Annotated in this window: 14 protein-coding genes; 1 reads left to right on the forward strand and 13 read right to left on the reverse strand. The window is 40.7% G+C overall.

All coding sequences use genetic code 11. The features are described 5' to 3' along the window. Positions 1 to 10: 10 nt before the first annotated feature. Genes ABD010_RS01230 through ABD010_RS01240 form a run of 3 tightly spaced genes read right to left on the reverse strand, consistent with a single transcriptional unit; the run spans position 11 to position 6,812 of the window. Positions 11 to 4,162, reverse strand: coding sequence for a TIGR02680 family protein (locus tag ABD010_RS01230; protein ID WP_343809537.1), 4,152 nt, complete (start codon positions 4,160 to 4,162; stop codon positions 11 to 13). Beyond that, a complete protein-coding gene (locus ABD010_RS01235; protein ID WP_343809539.1) occupies positions 4,146 to 5,318 on the reverse strand; it encodes a TIGR02678 family protein in 1,173 nt (390 codons plus the stop codon). Before ABD010_RS01235 ends, ABD010_RS01230 begins: the two co-directional genes overlap by 17 nt. Further along, positions 5,319 to 6,812, reverse strand: coding sequence for a TIGR02677 family protein (locus tag ABD010_RS01240; RefSeq protein WP_343809541.1), 1,494 nt, complete (start codon positions 6,810 to 6,812; stop codon positions 5,319 to 5,321). It abuts the gene before it with no gap. A 315-nt stretch (positions 6,813 to 7,127) separates the two neighbouring features. On the opposite strand from ABD010_RS01240, the gene ABD010_RS01245 reads away from it, so the two are divergent. After that, a complete protein-coding gene (locus ABD010_RS01245; protein ID WP_343809543.1) occupies positions 7,128 to 8,456 on the forward strand; it encodes a short-chain fatty acid transporter in 1,329 nt (442 codons plus the stop codon). A 93-nt stretch (positions 8,457 to 8,549) separates the two neighbouring features. On the opposite strand, the gene ABD010_RS01250 is transcribed toward ABD010_RS01245, so the two are convergent. From ABD010_RS01250 to ABD010_RS01295, 10 genes are all read right to left on the reverse strand, one after another. Next, positions 8,550 to 9,497 (reverse strand): DMT family transporter, encoded by a 948-nt coding sequence (locus tag ABD010_RS01250; RefSeq protein WP_343809545.1) that lies wholly within the window; start codon positions 9,495 to 9,497, stop codon positions 8,550 to 8,552. A gap of 476 nt (positions 9,498 to 9,973) precedes the next feature. After that, positions 9,974 to 11,029, reverse strand: a complete 1,056-nt coding sequence (locus ABD010_RS01255; RefSeq protein WP_343809548.1) for a serine hydrolase domain-containing protein — start codon at positions 11,027 to 11,029, stop codon at positions 9,974 to 9,976. A 36-nt stretch (positions 11,030 to 11,065) separates the two neighbouring features. After that, positions 11,066 to 11,884, reverse strand: coding sequence for a carbohydrate ABC transporter permease (locus ABD010_RS01260; RefSeq protein ID WP_343810153.1), 819 nt, complete (start codon positions 11,882 to 11,884; stop codon positions 11,066 to 11,068). A 30-nt stretch (positions 11,885 to 11,914) separates the two neighbouring features. After that, the gene (locus ABD010_RS01265; RefSeq protein WP_343809550.1) at positions 11,915 to 12,808 is read right to left on the reverse strand and encodes a carbohydrate ABC transporter permease; all 894 of its coding nucleotides are present in this window, start codon (positions 12,806 to 12,808) and stop codon (positions 11,915 to 11,917) included. An 89-nt stretch (positions 12,809 to 12,897) separates the two neighbouring features. Beyond that, entirely contained in the window at positions 12,898 to 14,256 is a 1,359-nt protein-coding gene (locus ABD010_RS01270; RefSeq protein ID WP_343809552.1) for an ABC transporter substrate-binding protein, read from the reverse strand. Positions 14,257 to 14,498: 242 nt separating this feature from the next. After that, the gene (locus ABD010_RS01275) at positions 14,499 to 15,350 is read right to left on the reverse strand and encodes a MurR/RpiR family transcriptional regulator (RefSeq protein WP_343809554.1); all 852 of its coding nucleotides are present in this window, start codon (positions 15,348 to 15,350) and stop codon (positions 14,499 to 14,501) included. A gap of 57 nt (positions 15,351 to 15,407) precedes the next feature. After that, the gene (locus tag ABD010_RS01280) at positions 15,408 to 16,385 is read right to left on the reverse strand and encodes an N-acetylglucosamine kinase (RefSeq protein WP_343809556.1); all 978 of its coding nucleotides are present in this window, start codon (positions 16,383 to 16,385) and stop codon (positions 15,408 to 15,410) included. 11 nt (positions 16,386 to 16,396) lie between these two features. Then, positions 16,397 to 17,347 carry an N-acetylmuramic acid 6-phosphate etherase gene (gene murQ, locus ABD010_RS01285; protein ID WP_343810155.1) on the reverse strand — a complete coding sequence of 317 codons (951 nt, stop codon included), beginning with the start codon at positions 17,345 to 17,347 and terminating at the stop codon, positions 16,397 to 16,399. Then, positions 17,298 to 18,449, reverse strand: a complete 1,152-nt coding sequence (locus tag ABD010_RS01290) for an exo-beta-N-acetylmuramidase NamZ family protein (RefSeq protein ID WP_343809558.1) — start codon at positions 18,447 to 18,449, stop codon at positions 17,298 to 17,300. Before ABD010_RS01290 ends, murQ begins: the two co-directional genes overlap by 50 nt. Positions 18,450 to 18,463: 14 nt before the next feature. Continuing rightward, complete coding sequence (locus ABD010_RS01295; RefSeq protein WP_343809561.1) at positions 18,464 to 19,315, reverse strand: carbohydrate ABC transporter permease; 852 nt, start codon at positions 19,313 to 19,315, stop codon at positions 18,464 to 18,466. Position 19,316 lies beyond the last annotated feature (1 nt).

A 19,316-nucleotide genomic window follows, 5' to 3' on the forward strand; every position in this document is an offset into this window, starting at 1 on the left:
TATTCTCCTTCTATCGGTCAACCGCCGATAATGGTTCCTTTTTCTCCATTTGGTCTGTTAATAGATGGCGTGTTTTTCCATCCCAATAATAACGGATAACCGTTACAAAGCTAGCATTTTTTGGACGGACGAGATCATAAACTGCAAGGGATGATATCGTATCATAGTCACCCCAGAGCACCTGGGAATTCATCATGTAGTCAAAGCCAAGTTCCTCAACAATTTCAAACATTTCCCTGATATTATTTTCATCGACTCCGGCAAACGCCTCGTCCAGCGAAATAATATACGGAGCTGTCGCATCGGCTTCCAAATACCGTGAATAGCATGCAGTAAACAGCGGGATATACATCGCCATCGCTTTTTCTCCGCCGCTGAATTTATAGAAAGCATGATTAGTCAATTCACGAACAGATTCACCTGTCCGCTTATACGACAGAACAAATGAAAACCAGTTACGGTAATCCAGAACATGTTTCAATACCTGAAGCAGTGTATTTCCATCTCCCTGTACATCTACCAGTTCTTTGGCACGGTCAATTTTAGAACGGAAATGTTCAATAATCTTGTCCCTGTCATCTTCCTTCAGCAAACGGGCATCTCGCCGAAGCAAAGCCACTAATTCCTTCGTATCAAGCTCCGCTTCCGTTTCAGCGGTTCGCGGACGCCATTTGATTGAGAACGTCAGTCCGGACGAAGAATCACTGTTTACCATCAGTTTGTTCATTTGTTCAGTCCAGGATTGCGCCCGGCTGATCCGGCTGCGCAGTTTTTTTCCGACTGAATCAAACAAAATTTCTTCGTATAACTGCCGGTCCTGGGTATCAAGCATCGTCTGCTGCTGAATCCGGTCACTTTCGATTTTCTGCCGGATATAATATGGACTGACCAGTTTACCCTGGAAATCCAACTGTATCAGGCGCCGATTCGTTTTTTGCCGCCAATTGTCAATCTGAATCCGCTGATCCTCTGTCCATTCTTCCTGCATCCAGTCATGCACTGATGCCAGCGTATCTGATTCTTTCATACGGTATTCCATTAAGTTCGGCAGCTGCTCGTAAAAGGCATTGGTCAACTGTCCTTCCAGAACGGACGCATCTTTACCTTGCAATACGTCCTTGAATGAAGCAGCTATTTTTTCAGCAGAAGGGGCTCCGTCCCCGGTATCATCCGGCAATTCAACAAAGTCAAGCTGTTTTTCCTGTACAAAAGATTCCTCCCATGCATCGGTCATACCTTGCCAAAAACGGACTTTCTGTTCAAGAGAATCTGTTTCCTGCTTCACCATATTCAACTCGGCTTCTTTATGCGGTAAATCTGTTTTCGTCTGATCCAGAGCATTCTCGGTTGTCATGAGTTCCTGTTGGACATTCTGAATCTGTTCCCGGATATCCGAGACTCCTTCCAGCTCCAGTTGTTGGTCAATTTCTGCAATGTTCTGCTGTTTTTGCTGCTTTTTATCTGTCAGCACGTTGAGTTCACCTTGCAGTTCATCCGCTTCTTCCACTAACTCCGAAAGCCGCGATTTTGTCTGCTGAAGCCTGTCATCCGTATGGCAATAGGTTGTATGGTACGTAATCAGAGTGTGCAACCCTTTTTCATAGGTACGCATGATTCCTTTTGCTTCCCGGTAAGCATCATAAGAAAATTCCACATCCAAATTTCGGCTTTCCTTATCCAGTATGGCTTTCGCTTCCCGAAATTTGCGGTACAAACCGTTCAACTTTTCATCAAGGTTGTGCAGTGTTTTTTCGAACTGATTGATTTCCAACCGCTTCGCTTTGATTTGAGAATAACCTTCCTGCAAATCAGCATCGTTTGGAAAAACATTCAGTGCATCCTTTGCTGCCTGAATTTCTGTTTGCAGTGTGCCAATCTCATGCAGCACTTGTTTCTTTTCACGCTTCAGATCTTCAATCTCCGAGGTAATGGCAGCTATCTGCTCCTGTCTGAACCGCTCTCTTGCCGCCTTTCCAATGAACCGAACCTGTTCTACCGGCACAGCATGACCCTGCATTAAGCCGACCCGATACGTCCCATTCGAATGAACGACGGCTGCATCACCATCTGTTTCCCCGTCAACAAGAATGCTGCGCAGTACTTCGTCGATTTTTACAGCGGACACGCTTTGTGAATCATCCGGTGTCAGATAGTCGGCAAGGGTATGAGCCATCATATTAGGCTGTGCCCGAATGATACGGTCATGTTCCAAAGGTGTTTGCGAATCCGTCACCAACGCATCGAGGAGCCCCGCATCAATAAGTGCTGCTTCGATATGCTTCTGAACACTCTCCGGTACATGGTCCTGAAACTCAACTGCCTCGTACAGCGGTACAAAATGATGTCCATCTGCTTTTAATGCTGCCCGGGCCGCACGTGTTTCCTCCCGCTGGTTTGGCGGTTCCGGATCTTTTCTTGTTTTCAATTCGTCAAGTATCGTTTCTTTTTCATGAATTGCGGCATCCAATTGTTTAACGTCACTGTTTTTGCCGGCAATGGTCTCCTTTTTTTCCATTTGATAATCGTTAATAAGTTCTGCATATGGAGACCTGACCGCCTCATAGCTGACCTGTTCATATATTCGGTACATATCACGGGACGTCTGCTGTGTCAGATCAAGATCAACCTGCAAAAAATCATGTTCTTCTGCCCAGGCATGTATTTCTGCCAGCTTTTCTTGCTTATCTTTTTCGAAAATTTGCTGCCAGTCATTTTCCTCCTGTTTCAGCTGGTCGACTTCAAGTTTTGTATCAGCAATTTCTTTATCAAGTGACGTGATATCCGATTTCATCCGCTCGTATTCACTTAGCTTGTCGGTAATGGATTCAAGCTTCTGGAAGTGATGTTCCGCTTCTTTTTTCCAAACCGTAAAGTCATAGCCGGTTGTTCGGTTGCGGTTAAAATCATTCTCGTTCATGTCATGTTGTGCAAATGAAGCATCGGCCGCGTCTTCTGCAAGTTCACTTAGCTGGTCAGTGACCGCCTCATCCAATTCATGCAATTCGGCATCAAGTTGATCGCTGGATTCAGTCATTTTAAATTCCTGACGCTTTTTCGTCGTCAGGGCATTTTCCTTCCGCGCAAATTCATCCCTTATATCCGTCAGCGCCTGAGTTTCTTCATTCTTTTCCTTTTCCAGATTCCAGACCTGATGACTTTGCAAACGCGTTCTTTTCTGCTCCAATACACCAAGTTCCTGCGTAAGTCCGTGCTGCCGTTCAGTCAATTGGTTGATTTCCTGGCGCAGCACCTCCGCCTGTCCCTCTTTTTCCACCAGTGATTGATCTACTTTCTGGTATTTGTTCCTTGCATCGATGTAGTTTTTTGCTTTATCAGCCAGTTTATATGCATTATAGGCATCATACCGTTTCAACAATTTATTTAATGCCTGCTGTTCCCGTTCAAGTTGTTCAATTTGCTGTTTGGTCTGATCCATGTGTTCGATTGTATCAGACAAATGGCGTAAATCATTATCGGTCAATGGAGGTAACGCTGCTTCTAAAATCTCATAAATAGCTGTCGGGCGAAATTCCTTGGACAGTTTCGGGCTGCGCAGTTGAATAAGCAGCTTAATCAGATCATCATAGGCTTCCTTGTCCTTGAATCCAAAAATATGCTTGTTGACAAGATCCATATATTCGCCCTGTGTCCGCACGACTTTCCCGCCGTCGCCAATCCGGTTCTCCAATTGCACACGTGAAAGTGGTATACGTTGCATCTCCCCGCCATTGGTTTCAGTCTCATACAGAGGAAAATCGATTCCGATACGCCGATTATCGGTTATGACGAATCCCCAAAAGTTCATGTTTTTATTGCGCCGTGCCTGCAGTCCAATCCCAGTCGTTACATATTGATTGGTATCTTCCCGTTTATACTCCAGGAACAGGTATCCGGTCCGTTCATCACGTTCGACAATATCTTTCTCTCCAAGCAGATAATCCTCCATTTTACGGGCCCTTGATCCAAATGGGTCAAGGCGGTCGGGTGATTTTTTACCGTCAAGGAGAACGGGCAGAATACTCTGCATGGTGACTGATTTCCCTGATCCATTGCTGCCGCGGAGCAAAAGCTTTCCATCAGCAAAATCAAAAATTTCATCGTCGTAATACCAAAAGTTCAACAGCCCTGTTCGGTTCATTTTCCATTTATTGTTTTTGTTCAATTGCCACATCCTCCTTACCATTGAAATCGTGCGGATAGCTGCCAGTCGTGCGGCCGAAAAGCGGCTTCAACATATAACCATTTGTAAGCGAGTCACGTTCAAGCATTTCCCAATCTTTAAGCATTTCCGTCAGTTCATCTGTAATGGTTTTCGTTGTTGCCTCGCGATACCGCTTGCTCCAACCGGCACCATAGCATTCTTTTACATGATCGACCAATTCCTCGAGGCCAATTCGTGACAACCGGATTCTGCCCATTTCATCTGACTGATATGATTCCTGACTTCTGACATATGCAGCCGCATGCATAGCGACATCTGTGATCCCTTTCTGGTCAGGGAACAATGTCATCCCCTGCTTTCGTTCATCAGCGACAAGCATTGCTGCATTTTTAAACACTTCAAGGCGGAAATTGGTATGTTCCTCCAGATCCTCCCGAAGCCGGTTGCGAAAATTACGAATGTAGGCAAAGTCAGGGTCATCCTCATGCTCGCGGTGAACGACCGGAGACATGATTAATTTACGATACACCCGTTTACGCCGCTCATCCGCTTCATGCCGTTCCCATTCCCCAGCCAGAATCTCATCTTTCGTTTCATAGGAAAATAGATCTTTCGGATAGGACCGCATGAAGTAACGTGCATAAATCGTCGTTTCATACAATACTTCCTGCTCGCTGTCGGTGGCAAAGCGGTCAATTTCTCCTTCAACCACCTTCAGCAGTGACAGATTTTCCAGTTGTCTGATAACCCGGACCAGTGATTTTCGGTGGCTGTAGTTTGTCCAATCTAGCGGCAGTTCTCCGGGATACAAGTCCTTAATATCCTCACAAATATCCGACAGCAAAAATTGCTCATCAACCGAGCGATTTTCCGTAAAGGCAAGCGCACAGCAGAAAATTGCGTAGTCCCGCGGTTCCTGAAACGTTTGAATCCCCATCCAGTTTTTGGCGTCTACAGGGATTTTTTCAAGTTTAATAAAATGCTGGTGGACAATTAAATCAAATCCCATCTTTTCATCAACATACCGCTTCAGCACCTTTTCCCGCTCCCGGACCATTTGATACAATGCCGGATTATCGGCACGAAGAATCCAGAAATTTTCTAAAAGCACGCTAAGCGCATTGATTGCTTTTTCATCAAATTGATTCGTTTCCATTTAATTATTCACCCCATCCAAAAACTGAAACGTCACCGCGGGCATCTCCATTAATCCATCTTCCGCCGTAAGTGTCACCCGCTTTTCTTTATCCAAAACAACTTTGACGGTTCGCCCGTATTCTGTTTTAAAGGTCTGATCCTTCCGCGCCATCGCCTTCCCGATCCAGCCGAGAAACATCTTACGGACATACGGCTCTATCACAGGCAATTCTTGCAAAACTATCTTGTTGCCGTGCATATAATTTTCCAATGTTCTTTGTTCCAGTTGTTTATTGCGTAGGTGCTCATCACGTGCTGCCGCTTTCTGTTTGTTCTGACTGATAATAGCACCCGGTTTTGTTTTTTCCCTGTATTGGCGGATCCGTGGTTTCGTTTCATGCTCCATCGGTTTTTCTTCCCAAACATCCATATAAATATCATCCGTTGGCACATGGTCACTAAGTATATGTCTCGTATGAAAAATTCCAAACACGACCGATGACAGTTCATGCGCTTCTTCCGTATTGTCCAGCGAATCGAACCACTTCGCCAAATGTAAATAGTCTTTTTTTCTGCTCCGGAAATAATGATGGCGCTCCCCAAGCCGCTGTACAACCCGAGTAATCCGGCGAATTTGTTCACTTGTTTTTTGCTCCAGGGAATCCAATTCGCTTTCACCATGTTGGGTGCCGATAAACCACGCCTGCAAGCTTGTCCATTTTCCCCACTGTTCATTAAACAGCTCACGTTCGTCAAGACCAATATCTTCAAAACGCGGTACCTGTTGCTGATGAGCAATCACTTGCTCAATCAGAGGTTGAAGTGATTCAATCGTCACGGATTCCAACAGCTGCTGAATTTTGGATGCTGTATGCTGCAAGCCAATAATAAAATCCCGCAAATATGTTGTGAATTGGTCCTTGAATACAAGGAATGCTTCCGTCTGCATCCGTTCTTCTGCCTGCTCACTGTTAATGTGCGCGATATAGTCGGCAGTATTTTTGGATATGGAACGGAAATAGGTAAACACATCATTCCATAGCTGCGAACACTCATCCGCCGGCGGAAGCGGATCGGTTTGGATTACTTCCTCGACCTTGGTCAATGCCCCATAGAGCCGTTCAAATTCTTTTCGCTCAAGTGATCCGCCAAACACCTCACCGCCTTTTTCCATCTCATGCAGCATCCGCTCAAATTCAACGGTATAAGGTGTACACTGATAACGGAACCGCTTTTTCTTAAACTCTTCAATCGTACTGGCCCGGCTTACTTCCTGCCGTGCAATCAGGTTTTTCCACAGGACAAGTTGTGACAAATCCTGCTGAAGCTGGTCCTCATCGTATTCCTCAAATCCTCCCTGCTCCTTCAAATACGCAAAAATCTCTTCCGGAAACAAAAATTCTCGCATCCGTTCATGCTGTATATAAAAATAACGCAAAATTGCCCGGTAGCACCAGGCTTTATCTGCCGTCAAATATGAAGCTTCTTTAATTTTTCCAAATGTTGTCTGCATCCCAACCACCTGCATTTTTCGACTTATTTCTATTGTAGAATGATGATGCAAATCTGTCTATGAAAGTATTGTTGTAAAAATTCGAATGGATATATGCCGAATCGGATGATATGTGCGATTTTGCCCGGTATATGTGCGGTTTCAGAACGCATATGTGCGATTTTCCCGGAAATATGTGCGATTTTGCTCCCTTTATGTGCGATTTCAAATTTTTTAGGTTCCTCACTCAACTCACTATCATATTGCTATTTGATAAACTTTCCGATATTTTAAAAGAATAGGAGTAATACACTAGTAATACAAGGGGGAATGAAATTGAAAACATTAACCACATTTTTTGACCGGATGGTACAGCGTTATTTACCTGATGCATTTCTGTTTGCCATTATTCTAACGTTGGTCGTTTTCGTATTGGGTATTTCCATCATGGGCAGTTCGCCGGTTGAAATGGTTCAATACTGGGGCGACGGGTTCTGGGACTTGCTTGCGTTTGCGATGCAGATGTCACTCATCGTCGTAACAGGTTACATTCTGGCAAGCACACCGGCTGTACGAAAAATACTTACTAAAATCAGCACGCTGGCCAATACACCAGGACAGGCGATTGTTCTTGTTACATTCATTGCAGGGGTTGCTTGTCTGATCAACTATGGATTCGGACTTGTCGTAGGGGCGCTGCTGGCAATTCATGTGGCAAAGCGTGTACCCTCAGTCGACTATCGTCTGCTGATGGCAAGTGCATACAGCGGGTTCCTTTTATGGCATGGTGGACTTTCCGGATCAATTCCACTTTTAATTGCCACACCCGACCATTTTCTGGAAGATACCATTGGAATTATTCCAGTTACAGAAACACTATTCAGCAGCTTTAATATTTTCATAGTAATCGTTTTGCTTGTGACACTGCCGCTGCTTAACCGATTTTTGATGAAATCCCGTGATACGATTAGTAATACAGATGCTTCAGCGTGGAAAACAGATGATGAAGACGTGGATAAGGAAGTTCCTGATAAACATTCCATGACCCCGGCTGAGCGATTGGAAAACAGTCAAATTATTTCGCTTCTGATTGGTATAATGGGCCTCGGGTTTATTGTTTACCATTTTACAACGAACGGTTTTGAGTTAAACATCAACATTGTGAACTTTATTTTCCTGTTTCTCGGGATTATTTTTCACCGGACCCCCCGCCGTTTTCTCAACAGCGTAACGAATGCTGTGAAAAATGTTGGTGGAATCATTATCCAGTTTCCATTCTATGCCGGTATTATGGGTATGATGGTTGCTTCCGGGTTGTCACAGGAAATGTCGATGTGGTTTGTCAGTATTTCAAATGAAGTGACGCTTCCATTATGGACGTTTATCAGTGCCGGAATTGTCAATTTCTTCGTACCATCCGGCGGTGGCCAATGGGCGGTGCAGGGGCCAATTATGATTCCCGCTGCCCTGGAGATTGGAGCTGACACAGCAAAGACTGCGATGGCAGTTGCTTGGGGAGATGCATGGACAAATATGATTCAGCCATTCTGGGCATTACCGCTCCTTGCCATCGCTGGTCTGAAAGTACGGGACATTATGGGCTTTTGTGTCATGATTTTGATCTACAGCTTCTTTCCAATTGCAATTGGACTGTTGTTTTTCTGATGGAAAAGACACCTCAATCTGAGGTGTCTTTTATTTTGATCCGGATAGCCCGGTCCACATTTTAATATGGTTCTTTCCCTTTGAGTATCCGAATCAGGAACTGCTCTCCCCGGATTGAATGGTCTTCGCCTCAGAATAATCATCAGCCTTTTTTCCTCTCGACAGCTGTGCTATTGCAATTCCCAGGATAATCAACAGCGACCCGGCAATCACGCCGCCCGTTAATTTTTCATCCAGCAGCCACCAGCCAAGAAAAAGGCCGAACACCGGAACAAGCAATGTTGACAAGGTTGCACTGACCATATCGATAACACTTAATATAATAAACCAGACAGTAAAGCAAAGCGCAGAAGCCAATACACCGGTAAACAAAATGTAGAAAATACTGTCACCTGTCAAAGCAACCGGTTCGCCCCATTCAGCGAACAATGTGGCGATAACAATGCCCAACGTACCGAACAGCATTTGATACGCAGAAACCTGCAGCTGCGTCATTCCCTGCAATTTCAGCCGGTAATACACATTGGATGCTGCCCAAGATACAGCTGCAAACACAATCAATAGTTCTCCAAAAATTATTTGCATATCCTGGACGAAGAAAATATCCCAGCCTAATATTGTAACCAGACCGAGCATTCCTGCACCCAACCCGAGCATCTTTCCAGGAGTAACTTTTTCACCGAGTAATTTCGCTGCAAAAATACTGCTCCATAACGGCATGGAATACAGCAGAACAGATGATTTCCCAGCGTTGACAAACTGCATGCCATACATCACAAGCAAAAACACAATCGATGTCTGCAAAATTCCTTGAATCATTAAATGCTTCCACATTCCTCTTGGCGGTTTACCAACTTTCAGAAGCCAAACAAATAACAGCAATGTCACAGTCCCTGTCCCAAAGCGAAACGCGGAAAACGTGAACGGTCCCATAAATTGAAGGGATGCCTTCATATAAACCCATGCAAATCCCCAGATGGAAGTTATCAGCAAAATCAGGACCCATACCATCCATTTATGTTTCAAAACCAAATCCTTCATTTCGACAAACCTCTTTTACCAACATAATAATGCCAGTATAATAATTTCCTATGAAACTGGCAAATACGACAGGCTGCTACATCTTTTTACCCAGACCATTCCGCATATTTTCACAAACTTTCCCAATATTTTTGCGTCTAATGAAGCATGGACGTTTTTGGTGTATTGCCTTATTTTGGATATATAACATAAAATAAGATTAATCGTATAAATATACAAACTATGTCATATTGATTCTTGATTTATCGATTAATTCCAGATTGCAAAAAGTCACTCGATAGACGAAAAATATTTTATGCAAAATGACTAATTCGCGTTTAGTAATATCCAATAAGGGTATTTACTATATTAGGAAGTTTATTGACCCCCCAAAACTGAAAGGGTGCCCGCCAAAACGGGGCACCCGATTTTTTTGTTTAAATCAAACTTTTCTTACAACTCAGGCCATTAACTATCCGTGAAGGCAAAATTGTAAGTTAATAACCTTCCATCGATATGGTAACCAAATTATGTACGATCCTTCTGAACTTGGAAATATCCACATCACGCCCAAAATGAACTCTGTTTGTGAGTAAAATAACTGCAAACAACCTGTCAGGCGAAAACCAAATTGACGTCCCGGTATATCCTGTATGTCCAAACCCGTCACAAAGAAACTGCCCGGAAAATGAGGGGGAATCATATAATTGCCATCCAAGTCCCCTGTTTAATTTTAAGCTTTTTGTCCAGTTATCAGTGCTTAAGTCAATGGAACTTTGCGATAGTATTTTTTTATGATTCCATTTTCCTTTATTAAGAACCATTCCACTAAAACTTGCTAAATCTTTAACTGTTGAAAAAAGACCTGCATGACCACTTACCCCGCCAAAGTGATGAGCATTTTCATCATGTACACAGCCCCACTGATAATCGCTTAATGAATTCCGATATTCAGTGGCAGCAATTCGATCCAACTTATTCTTCGAAGGATTGAAATCAGTATCGGTCATATCGAGAGTCTGATATATATTTTGTTTTGCAAAAAATGCCAGAGATTGACCTGTAATCTGTTCAACAATGTGCCCAAGGATTATAAAATTTAAATCACTATAAATCACTTCGGTCCCAGGCGGCTTTTTTTCAGTTATCATACTTATAAAGGTGATTGATTCTTCCAATGAATAACCTTCAAGAAAGAATTTTATTCCCGGCTGAAAACCGCTTGTGTGCGTCAACAAATGCTTAATTGTCATGTCTTTATGATTTTGTTTAAATGGTGGTAGATAATAATAGATAGGATCATCCAAATCCAACTTCCCATTTTCCATTATCTGTAAAATAGCAGGCAGCGTTGATGTTACCTTGGTGATCGATGCCAAATCAAAAATAGTATCTTGGGTCATCCGAAGCTTTTTTTGAAAATGGGCATAGCCTGAACTATGAGTGAATTCCAAACCTCTTGGTGTTGCAATTCCCAATACTACACCAGGTACAAGGTGCTTTTCTGTGGCCTCGTTTATATAATTAATTACCTCAAAAAATCTGTTCTCCAAAATTTCCGCCACCTTTACTGTTTTTACATATACGCACTAACCTTTTACTGCTCCTTCCGTCATTCCTTTAGCAATATACCGCTGAAAGATAGCAAAAATTATGATTATTGGTATTACAGCAATGGACAGTCCAGCGAATAAGGCCCCCCAGGCGCTATTATACTGTGCATTTTGATTTAATAAATCCATTGCTACTCCCAATGTATTTTTTGATTCACTTTGTAATAATATCAATGCCATAAAATATTCATTCCAAAAAGCTACCGCATTTAAGATTGATGCTGTAATTATACCAGACTTAACCATTGGCGTGACAATTTTAAAAAGAATACCATAAGGTGACATCCCATCTATTGCGGCAGCTTCCTCCAACTCCTTGGGGACATTTTCCATAAAACTGGTAATGATAAATATAGTAAATGGAATATGAGAAACTGCATACACCAGAGATAAGGCCCATAAATTATCCAGCATATTGAAATGAGCTAGTAAAAAAAACAACGGTATCCATCCAAGTACAGAGGGGATCATCATTGCCGCCAGGTAAGTATTGAATAACACTTCACTTCCTTTGAACCTAAGTCTTTCAATAGCATAGGATGTAGGGATCCCAAACACGAGACATAAAATCGTCCCTAATGTTGTTACAAAAATACTATTCATAAAACTGGACCCAATATTATAATCTGACCAGGCAGAAATAAAATTATCAAGTTCAAATGTTTCAGGAAGCGTCCAGGGAGAGGCAAAGATTTCGGCGTTTGACTTAAATGACCCCAAAAACATCCATATTAGTGGATAAATAACAATAATTGCCCACAGCACCAATGGGATGCGCACACTTATTTGTGACATTACCTTTCCAATCCTCAATATGAACACTCCTTAATATTCAACTTTCTCTCGTTTTAAAATGAACTGCAATAAAATTACAGTGATCAAGGAAACTACTAATATTAGAACACCAATCGCTGCTCCATAGCCAAACTGATAATCTGCAAAGGCTTTTTCATACAAATAGGAACCCATTACTTCCGTTACGTTACTTGGACCGCCCCTTGTCATTACCTGAACTAGTACAAAAGATCCGTTCAGTGATGTAATAACAATATAGATAATGGATGTTTTTATTTGTGGCCAAATTAATGGTACCGTCACTTTCCAGAATTGTTGCCATTCGTTTGCACCATCAATTTCTGCCGATTCATACAGATTTTTAGGTACATTCATGATGCCTCCCATCAAGAGCAGCATGAACAACCCAATACCAGCCCAAATAGATGGCAGCACGAGACTCGGCAAAGCCCACTCTAAACTGCCAAGCCATGGTTTGGTCCAATTCTCCAAGCCCATTATCTCTAATCCGGCGTTAATAATCCCTATATCAGGGTTATAAATAAACTGCCAAAGTATACCTATAATTACAACAGACATTATGTTTGGAAAAAAGAATACAATCCGGTAAAATGGAGCTTCTTTAATACGAAGTTGCGTAAGTGCTACCGCAAAAAACAAAGCTAATATCATAATCCCGATAACTTTAGTTAAAACCAGAAAATAATCATGCCAGATTGCATTTGGAATTACCGGATCCCTAAATAATTGTCTATAATTTTCAAGACCTATAAATTCCTTCACCGCACTTGTCCCTGACCAATCAAAAAAAGATAAATATAGTCCATTAAACATGGGATATACAGTGAATATGACAAACACCAAAAATGTCGGAAGTAAACAAAATGCCAAAAACAGATATTTTTGCCTTTTTGACTGTACCATCCTATCACTCTTTCCGTGAAATAAAACTTTGCAGAATCAGTATTAGGAATATAAAGCCGAGAAAGTTCGGCTTTATATTCACCAAACACTTATTTATTACGTAATTGTTTAACCGTGCCTTGCATTTCTTCTACAAACTCTTCAGCATTTATTTTTCCAAGCAAAAGAGGCACAACCATGCTTTTCACTTTATCTGAAACTTCTATTGCAATCTCAAGTTCCTCTTCTTCAGGTGTTTTTCTGTCGTACATTTCAACCTTCCCAGGATTGTTTATTATCTCATTAATATCCTTTAAAAATTGAGGCACTTTTTCATTTTTGGATAGATTCACCCCTCTTAAATTCATAATTGCTCCTGTTGACTCAGCAAATTTTTGTGCATTTTCTTTCGTAAATATAAATTTGACAAACGCCTTGGCAGCTTCGGGATTATCTGCTTTTTTGGCAATAGCAACCGGTCTAAGGTCTGGAACAAGTGCCATGGAATCACCTTCACTATTCATTGGTGTGGGAATAAAACCATATTCAAATCCCTCGGGAATATCTTTTTCCATTTCCTTTGGCAGCCAAAAACCAACTGGAATATATGCATTATCATGCATCAGAAAATTCATTTGAGTTTGTGTATGACTTCGAGCTGCAAAACCCGGATCTATCAAACCCGCTTCTTGTACTTTTTCGACCTTTTTGAAGACTTCAAGGGTCTTTTCACTTTCCCAGGCTTTAAGTTTTCCATCCATTAAATTATTTAACAATTTTTCACCACCTGCAGCAGAAAATGCGGGATATAAAATACCTCTTAGAAAATATTGCGGGTACTTGCCGGTAGTAATAAATGGATGTATTCCTGTTTTGGCTTTAATTTCTTTCATTGATGATAACCAGCTTGGAAAGTCATCTGGTACGTCAAATCCCTGTTCTTCAAACCATGCACTATCATACCAGACACCCCAAGTATCAAATACTAATGGGAGACTATAAATTTTATCACCTTCTAATACCTCAGGCGGCGATATAAAACTATCCATCAAGGGTGTTCCATCTTCTAATTTCAATTCATTTACCCAATCACTGATATCCATAAGTTGATTATCCTTAATCATTTGAGTTTCATTTGCACCATCACCGTCAATATAAATTACATCTGGTGGATTATTGGCTATCCAACGTGTTTTCATTTCATCATTAACATTTGGCCCCGCATGTTCGACCACTTTTACCTCTGGGTACTTTTCTTTAAATGTACTAATTACCTCCTTCCACCATTCGTCCCCATACCCGCCTACAAAGTATTGAATTTCCAGCGTTCCATTTACCTTTCCATCATTCTTGGTTTCACTTGCCGAATCATCAGAAGAGTCATTTTCCGACGAACAGCCAACCATTGCCACAAGTATAATACCGGTCAAACATGCTAATAACAGCGGACCTCTGAAGACTTTTCTCAATACGTTTTTCCCCCTTTAAATTTATTTTTCAATCCATTCACTGTTTAAAAATTTCATTTCTCCATCAATTAAATAACTTTTTATTTTATATGTATATTGTCTGATAAAAAATATATGCTTCCTTCCTACCATCTAAAGAGAGCATGTTAATCAAAAAAACCAAAATCCACGGATTATCCCGTAATTTTGGTTTCGAATGACACTTTGTTCCTGTACTATTTTAAACACTATTCGATACTGCTTCACCTTCCCTTTTTCGTTTGGTATTTATCATCGCGGATAAATGTTATAGCTTCTCTTGTAGCATCCAAACGTTTTATAGTGTCATCATATTCCTCCGATGCTACACACATAAATAAAATATCAATAATGTGCAGTTGTGCAATTCGTGATGATGTTGCACCACTTCGTATTGTTGCTTCATTTGCAGATGATGTATACAACATCGTATCGGCATGACTTGTTACTAACGATTTTCCATACTTCGTTATGCTTATTGTTTTTGAGTTGTTTTGCTTTGCTAATTCCATCAATTTGGCAACTTCCTGTGTATTCCCGGAGAAAGATATGCCCACAATTACATCGTTTGGCCCTTTATTGGCAATTGCGGTAGCTGCCATATGTACATCGGAAAATGATTGTACTTTTTTGTCAATCCTGATAAACTTTTGTTCCGCATCCATAGCAGCAATATTGGAAGCACCAAATCCCACGAATAATATAGAATCTGCATTTATTAGCATATTGACGGCCGAATTTAACTGGCTGGTATCCATGATGTTCATTGTTTCCTTAATTGTTTGGATTGTATGCGCTGTTATTTTTTCACTGATATCCTTATGAGGTTCCTTAGGCTTGATATCACGGTAATCAACTGCTGCCTTCTCCTGCAAGTCACCAGTAACCCGGAGTTTTAATTCCTGAAAGCCGCTAAAACCTATGGATTTACATAATCGTATTACCGCTGCACTGCTTGTATTACTTTTTTCTCCCAATGCAATTGCAGTTAATAAGATTGCTTCGTCAGGATTTTGAAGAATATATTCTGCAATTCTCCTTTCTGATGGCGGTAAACTATCAACCATTTCATTCAATATAACTAATCCACCTCTGGTATGCGACACAGCCAATCACCTTTTCTTGTATATTCATTACTTCATTCCATTTATAAAACGTTCAATTACTTTCGAATTAAGTTCTTTTCCGCTTTTCATAAAAGCACCTGCAACCGCACCACCCACTGGCGGTAATTTCGGTGCAATCACAGATAGATTTATATCCGATGCAAACAGCTTTCGCCTGACGATTGGCAAGAGTACCGTTTGGTCATTAAAAACTCCTCCACAAAGAATAACTTCAATATTCCCATAACATCCATCGAAAAGTTGTTTCCGAAGTGTTTGAATGTTGTTTACAATCTGGTTGGATACACCTAGTATTATTTGTTTGGAAACAATATCGTCTTCTTTAAAAGCATTGAAGACAATTTTTGATGCAGCTGAAATTATTTGTTTGGAGTTAGATGATTTATATATTCTTTCAATTATTTCTCGTCCATTTTCAGCCTGATATTCATTATAAAATTTATGTAAAAGCACAGTCTCTAATCCTCGGCCATCAAAATACTCTAGCGCTGCGCTAATCCCTTGTTTTCCAATATCATACCCGCTTCCTTCATCTCCAAACAAATGCCCCCAACCGCCGACCCTGCCATGGACCATATTATCATTCATTCCATATGTTATCGAACCGGTTCCGCAAATTTGAACAATCCCAGGTTTTCCATATGTACCGGAATAAAGTGCATTTATAGAATCCGGTTCAATATGGATTGATATCCAAGAAGGTACACACCTGGAAATAATCTGATATATTTGCTGACTGGATTCTTTACTGGCTGCACCAGAAATACCCGCAAAAATAGTGGTTACCTTCTTGAAACATACAGAAGTACGATCTTTCAACTGGTTAAATAACTCCTCGAAAGTCTGCAGCAATTTTATTTCGGAAATGGCATTTGGATTTGTGGGACCAACTTTTACAGTAGTAATAATGTTCCCGCAATCATCTGCTAACACGGCCTCTGTTTTTGTACCTCCTCCATCTATACCAATAACATATGAATTCATAGCACTACACCCTAATTGACAGCATTTTTCGAATCAATGTATTTAATTGCCTTACCCAGATTGTCCTGAAACTTATTAAGTATGTGAATGACATCTGTCTTGTTCATATTATATTTACTAACCAAAACCGCTGCTTTCAAATAGCCATCGCAAAGTTCAAGTGCTTGTTTAGCAGTACGCTCATCTGTTCCAGCTAACTCCTGGATAATATCAACAGTACGGTCTCGTAATTTTTGATTCGAAGCCTGAACATCAACCATATAATTCCTATATACCTTACCCAATTTAATCATAGATGTTGTTGAAATCATATTTAAAACCAATTTTTGGGCGGTACCTGCCTTCATTCTAGTTGAACCATTGATTATCTCCTCACCAACAAGCAATTCTATTGGAAAATCCACTATGGAACTGATTTTTGAATCAGCATTACACACGATTCCAGCAGTTTGGATACCCAATTCCTTCGCTTTAATAATTCCCCCAATGACGTAGGGGGTTCTCCCACTTGCAGCAATCGTAATTAAAAAGTCATTCTTAGTTAAATTTCTTTCTACGTCCTCACCTCCTGATTCAATGTCATCTTCAGCGTCTTCAACCGCAAATTTAATAGCCTTGTCTCCGCCAGCAATTAATCCTTTAAATAAATCAGAACTCACTCCAAAAGTAGGAGGACACTCGGATGCATCTAAAATCCCAAGCCTTCCGCTGGTGCCAGAACCCATATATACAATTTTACCGCCATGTTTGATGGTCAGGAGGGCGTGTTCAATAACCGGTCCTATTTGTGGGATTGCATTTTTCACAACGGATGCAACAATTTTGTCTTCATTATTTATTTTTGTTAAAATTTCATTTACAGATAATTCATCTAAATTATATGACAAAGAAACTCTCCCCCTTATCTTCAGTTTAATACAATAAATATTTTTCTCTGGAAAGACGAAATGCTTCAGTTTCATATGACATTCGATTGAAGAACTCACTGGTATCCCCTTTCAAGACCTGTTTACGAAGATTGTCGGTACCAGCAAGCAAATCCAGAAAAAAGCGATTATTAAAGTCTGCACTTTTTGTAAATTGAAATTCGTTCGGATAAAGATTATGCATGGTTTTAATCACAGTGATTCCCAAGTAAAACGCATTTATTTTAGTACGGTCAGTTATGTGGATTTGAACCCCTTCACAAACTTTACCAGCGTACTTCTGATACTGGGGTTTGAAAAAGGTTGGTCTAAACAGTACACCTTCTATATTGTATTCTGCCAATTCTTCCGCTAATTCACGCCCATTCACGAACGGAGCACCCAACATTTCAAATGGCTTTGTTGTGCCTCTTCCTTCAGATATATTTGTACCTTCCAGCAAACATGTCCCGGAATATAATAAACACATATTCAAATTTGTAGCATTTGGTGTTGGCGATACCCAATAAAGATCAGTGTCATCAAAATAATCCTTCCTCGACCACCCACTCATTGGGATAACGTCCAGATTACAGGGGATTTGGAATTCATGCTTAAAAAGCAGTGCCAGTTCACCGATTGTTAACCCGTGTCTTACAGGTATTGGAAATTGCCCGACAAACGATTCAAACCCATCTTCCACTATATTGCCCTCAATTCCAACCCCATTTATCGGGTTCGGGCGATCTAGAACGACAATCGGTATTCCTTGTTCCCCACATAGTTTCATCATATTGGCAAGTGTATAAATAAATGTATAATATCGTACTCCTACATCCTGCAGATCACAAAATATTAAATCAATACTGGCAAGCATTTCTTTATCCGGTTTTTTATTCTTATTGTATAAACTGAAAACTGGTAATCCAGTATATGCATCAATTGAGGAATCAATTAGTTCGCCTTCCTTTGCATCACCCCGAATGCCATGTTCTGGCCCATACAATGCAGTTAACTGTATATCATCATGATGTGCAAACAGGTCAATCGTAGACTCCAGATTATGATTAACTCCTGTTAAATTGGACATTAAACCAATTCTTGCTTCTTGATATTTTTGTGTATATGTCTGCAGGAACACTTCTGAACCCAATTTCACACATTACGCCTCCTCTATCCCTTGATGGAACCTTTCATTGCCCCGCTTATAAAAAATCGTTGTAAGAATAAAAAGAATATGATAATAGGAAGCATGGAAATAATTGCTCCAGCAGCAATCAGCCGCCAATCAGATGTGAATGTTCCTGATAACATATTAAGACCCAGTGGAAGAGTATACATGCTCTGATCATTGACAATGATTAATGGCCAAAGAAAATCACCCCAGGCAGATACAAATGTAAAAATCATTAATGTAACCATCGAGGGTCTCACCAATGGCATCAAAATTCTTAACCAGATTTGGAAACGGTTGGCCCCATCCATTCTTGCCGACTCATCCAATTCATTGGGGACGGTTAAAAATGCCTGACGCATCAGAAACACTCCAAAAGCGGTAGTAACATGTGGTAACACCATGCCCAAATATGTATTTTGCAGCCCCAGATTCAGCGAAATAATGTAAACCGGTATCATCAATAATTGAAATGGAATCATCATAGTTGTAAGAATTAAAATAAAGATGACATTTTTCCCTTTAAAATTCATTCTAGCCAGCGGATAGGCTGCCAGCGAACAAAACAAGACATTCAGGAACACCGTTAACACTGCAACAACTATGCTATTAAACAAGTATCTCCAAAAGGGAAAAGTATCCATTACTTTGACAAAGTTAGTTAAAGTAAAGTGTTCCGGCAACAAGTTAGGCGGATATTGAAATATATTTTCACCGCCGGACTTTAAGGATGTCGATAAAAGCCACAAAAAAGGGCCTATCATAAAAAGCGTGACAATAATCAAAAGGATATAAAGAAAAACTTTATTAATAATACGGCCATAGATCTTTTTCTTATTCCGCTCAGCCATC

The sequence above is a fragment of the Virgibacillus siamensis genome (genome assembly GCF_039522605.1).
Classification (GTDB): Bacteria; Bacillota; Bacilli; order Bacillales; family Amphibacillaceae; genus Lentibacillus; species Lentibacillus siamensis.